Origin of the sequence: Anoxybacillus sp. CHMUD (assembly GCF_013096965.1) — a bacterium.
GTDB lineage: Bacteria > Bacillota > Bacilli > Bacillales > Anoxybacillaceae > Anoxybacillus > Anoxybacillus kestanbolensis_A.
Genome location: NZ_SDLG01000041.1, coordinates 1 through 4702, shown reverse-complemented (window position 1 = coordinate 4702; position 4702 = coordinate 1). Strand labels below are relative to the sequence as shown.

The 4702-nt window shown below is 40.4% G+C and carries 3 protein-coding genes and 1 pseudogene; 1 reads left to right on the top strand and 3 read right to left on the bottom strand.

Features of this window, described 5'->3' with window-relative positions:
* Nucleotides 1-385: 385 nt before the first annotated feature.
* The 3 genes from ETB99_RS14440 to ETB99_RS15275 all read right to left on the bottom strand — a co-directional run bounded on the left by ETB99_RS14440 (nt 386) and on the right by ETB99_RS15275 (nt 4121).
* Nucleotides 386-895, bottom strand: coding sequence for a hypothetical protein (locus tag ETB99_RS14440; protein WP_061580481.1), 510 nt, complete (start codon nt 893-895; stop codon nt 386-388).
* 84 nt (nt 896-979) lie between these two features.
* Nucleotides 980-1831, bottom strand: a complete 852-nt coding sequence (locus ETB99_RS14435; RefSeq protein ID WP_171700920.1) for an Rpn family recombination-promoting nuclease/putative transposase — start codon at nt 1829-1831, stop codon at nt 980-982.
* 157 nt (nt 1832-1988) lie between these two features.
* Nucleotides 1989-4121 carry a Piwi domain-containing protein gene (locus ETB99_RS15275; RefSeq protein ID WP_171700919.1) on the bottom strand — a complete coding sequence of 711 codons (2133 nt, stop codon included), beginning with the start codon at nt 4119-4121 and terminating at the stop codon, nt 1989-1991.
* Between the two features lie 159 nt (nt 4122-4280).
* Here ETB99_RS15275 and ETB99_RS14425 point away from each other — a divergent pair.
* Nucleotides 4281-4702, top strand: a pseudogene (locus tag ETB99_RS14425) (DUF6444 domain-containing protein); the annotation flags it as partial.

Here is a 4702-nt window from a genome sequence, read left to right as displayed (position 1 = left end):
TTGTGTCTTCTGTTGGCAGGCGAAACGATCGATCGAGTTCTTTCCGCTACCTAGGGCATTTTCTATGACCGAAATGCCCTATTTGTGCTGGGCTTTTTTATACACTAGCACTGGGGTGAATAGTTACGAACATTGTCAAATCGTCTATAAATTACCTATGCCCAACCAACATACATACCGAAAATTCGAGCGATCATAACAAAAAAAGCTGCCCCCATCATCCTTAGGGCAACTTTCTCCTTTAGCGGGTAACAACAGCTGCCGAGCCAATACGTATCCGGTGAACCCATGAAAAAACGCTGTGGCCAGCTCTTTATTTAAATAAGCGGTCGTGGTCAATCGTTATACATTTCACTCCACATGCAAAATATCGTTTGAAATCTCTTTATTTCCTCCCATAATGTATACGTTCTCGCTCCCGGTTAAATTCTTCATGCAACTTCCCTTGTTCGTATTCCATCAAATAATTTAATGTCTGCTCAATGGTTGCTATTTTCATTGTTATTAATATATCGGAAGAAGTATCCGCATCATCTAATAATGTTCTCTTGTATCTCTCCAGTTCCAAAAGGCGCTCCATTATTTCTTTAAATCCTCTAATCGTCTTTTCATCCTTGTAAATAAAATCACGTTCGAAATCAATATCCTCTAATTCCTGTTTATATTTGTTAATCGTGTTATCACGCATTTGTCTTGCAAAATCAGCTCTTCTTTGAATCGGACCAAAACGAAATTTATTTCTCCATGATAAAAATGTACTTTTAGGCACGCCTAACTCGCTTGCCCCTTCCCAAGGAACAACATCTCTAATCACGCAAAGTTCATACATAATCTCTTTCAACGGCTTACCGTACTTTTTTTCTACGATTTCTTGATAATCTTTATTTGTCATCATTGGAATCACATCCTTATTGTGGGTTTATCGCTAAATGTAAAAACGCTATTTCAGGAGCTAGCAGACGCCAAGCACTGTCCCTTCCTACTCATCTTTTACCCTTTTATGAACTTCTTCTTCCGTTAGGTCAAATATATGTGCAATATCGGCAATGCTCATTCCTTTTGCAATCATTTTTCGCATCATTTCTCGCTCTTTTTGCTTAGCTCCTTCACGTTTTCCCTTTTGTTCATACGAAATCAACAATTCCAACACTTGCTCTTTTTCTTTCGTTTCCATTTGATTCACCTCGTTTCGTAATTGTTGTTCCTCATCATCGGACAACCTCACGTATGTTTCAAAAAAGCCGATTAACAATCGCTGCTTTGCTTCATCCAGCTCTAAACGAACTAACATGCGCAAAAACTGTTTTTTCAATTCGATTCGTTCACTTTCAGTATAACCCATTTTGCTTAACAGCGCAGCGGCGATCGGGTTGTCAATGCGAATGTAGTTGCGCCAATTTTGTTTGCGTAGTTCGACGGTGAAAAAGCGGAAGTGAAGAATGTTGCCAAACGGAAGTTGAAGCGTAGATGAGGACGGTTCATCGCGGATGGTATCGTAGCTGAAAACGGCAATCGGAACGACATTCGTGCGGTATTTTTCAAACAAGCGGCTAAAGTAAATGAACATCCGTTCAGGAAACGACGGTTGCACGTAGCTTTGATTTTCAATATGGACGATGATCAATCCGTCTTCCCCTTTTAATTTCGTTTCGACTAACAAATCGACGCGATACTTCTCCCCTGCCGTTACATCGGTGAACAGTTCTCCGGATAAAAAGGACAAATGCTGAAAATCAATATACTCGTACATTTCGGGGAAAAAGAGAAGGATAAACTCTTCAAAAAATGCTTGGATCAACTCTTTGAACAAGCGGTCGTGGTCAACAGCCATACATTCACCTTACATGTGAAAATTCACATACGTTATTCGACAACATGTGCGAAATTCCTACATGGGATAAAACAAAAACAGAGAGCCAAGCAATGACTCTCTGCTTCTACAAATCCCAGCAATCCTTAGAGAGTGGCGGGCAAGCAACCCTTTCATATCACACAAACGGCAATGCCCGTTCATGCTGTGAACGCGGGTGAATCAACCCGCGGTTATGGAAAGTAGAACTCAGATCGGCGTAATGGATCGTAATCGGCAAGCGTGTCTTCAGCATGGAATGAATATGCATAAACGATAGCTTATATACATCAGAAACAATCTCATGAATAGACAGACCATTCGTTTTTTGCACAATTTTTACAAGTTGAGCCATGCCAACAAACTCTTTCGGATCTGTCGCACATAAATACGCCGTGTTTCCTTTTGAATAGTATATTCCTTGCTTTGTCACCCATTTTTTATTTGAATAAATAGCCATTCTTCTTCGCGGTTTTTTTATGATTTCTACAAAATCAAAAGGAATTTGAAAAGACCGCAAATAAGCTTGCAAAAAATCTAGATCCTCCCGACAAATACCATCGCGGTGAAAAGTAATATGCCGTGGCTTTGCTCCATATATTTGTTCGTAGCTGTATATGCTTTCATTCACAATCTCTTCCATTGTAGAATTGGCGATGGTTTCCCCCGCTTCCGCCGTAGCCACTGATTTTTGTTTAATGATTTTCCCATCGCGTCCAATAACTTGAATGATCCCAGAGGCGTGCTTTCCGTACTCATGGCTGACATCTAAGCCAATGAAGCAATCTGAATGCATCGGGCTGGCCAAGATCCAAGGCTGAACTCCTGCCTTGGCATAAATCCCTAGCAAAATATTATAGTAGTGAAAGATATTATTTTCCGTAACTAAAGAAGAAGTGAACCCAACAAATTGCGTCATTAAGTCTTCTTTTCCGCCAAATTCTTTTTTAATCGTAACGTAGGCGCGATCAATATTTTCTTCTGTTCCAATAACCACGACGACCGTTCCGCGGAACTGGTCAGTAATGGATTTCAAATGATACGACAGGTTATCTTGTTTAAAAAAGTCTTTGGGCAATTGACCGTATAGTTGGCGCGGCTGATCGGAAACATTAAGCTTTACACCAAGCGCTTCAGACATTGATTCTAGCTTTTTTACAAAACATCCTACTTCTTTTCGCTTTTGTGGGTCATAGTTCAGCTGTGGATCGACGAAATAGCTGACGGCTACATTGCTCGGTTCGTACACTCCCGACTGCTTGAGCCCTCTATAAATCTCATTTGTTTTATATCCTTGTCCAAACTCCATTATCGGTGAATCAAGCTCATTAACATCATAGCCTAGGTTAACCGCCCGCACATTTTCTTTTTGGAACGTCAACACTTGCTGTTGACTAAGCAAGCAGAACGCTTCTGTATAAAGCTTAAACATTTTTTCATGCGGTGACAGCTTAATCAGGCGATTGACTTTCTTCGGAATCGATGGCGGCAATTGCTCATATGAACAAGTTAATTTTAGCAAATGGGGCAAATATGGAAGAAGATGGCCGTCTCTGTTTTTTACATGTACGACCGGTGTTTTTTCATGAACCCCTTTTAGCTTCCACAGTTCATTTTTTTCTAAGTAATAATCAATGACACTTTGTTGTAAAAACGGACTTTTTTGCCCGGCTGTATAGTCAGCCATCCCCACAAAAGTGTAATAGTATGCTCGTCTATTAAATGGATCGACAACCTCCATTCCTTCTTTGAGAAGCGATGGATCATTATTGATCACATCTTGCAATGTTTTTCGATATTCAAAACGGTGCTGATAATCAAAACCGACGAAAATATCTCCATTTTCTTCGACTGAAAAGGAAATATAGATCGCCGGATGAATGCTAATTTCACCGACATGCATCGACTGTTCATTGGCTAAACGGAATAAGTCGTTATCCATCTTATAGCTGCTTTTACAACGATTCTCTAATTCTTTCTTTAATAATTTTTCTAAAATTGTTCTTTCCATAGGCAAAGAACATTGAATGGTCCGATGTTCGTGCTGAATATAACGATCATCTCCCCAATGACAAATCTCTTCAAACGACGCTATATACTGTCCGTGCGCCGCCACTGTTATGTATGAATTTAGCTTTCTCAGTTCATAAGCGATCGAGTGGGCATAAGAATATTTTTCGTGCAGATTAGATAAAGGAACCGTATAAAGATGAATAGGAATATCCGACGCTTTTTCATTCGCTTTACATTCAGAAAAATAATAGTGGTTCACAATCCCACCGCCTTTCCAAATCGATCCATTCTATATTATATCATCTCTTGCAATTATAGTGAAAATAGGTAACTATTCAGCCACATCATAAAGTGAGCTGAATATTTTCTTCTTTCCTTGTCTATGATGTGAATATTGATAGACAAGGAGGTGAATCACATGTTGACGGCACAACAAGCTGTATTTACAGTTGAAAGCCTAATCGGCAAAGTCCAACAACAAAAACAGCTCATTCATCAACTCGTTCAAGAAAATGAACATTTGCGTCAAGAAAACAAACAACTACGCAAAGAAAATGAACAACTCAAGCATCGCGTTCAAGAGCTGGAAGCACGCACGAAAAAAAAACAGCTCCAATAGCCATTTGCCCCCATCTTCTGACCGTTTTGAGAAAAAGCGTTCCTCCCGCGGGCCGTCTGGCAAAAAGCCTGGTGGGCAACAGGGACATGAGGGGACGACGCTCCGTCAAGTGGAACATCCACATCATCGTGTCGTCCACCGTGTGCATACGTGTCAAGGATGTGGGGCTTCTTTGCGTGAAGTCAAACCGTTCAAAGTCGATATCCGTCAAGTGTTTGATG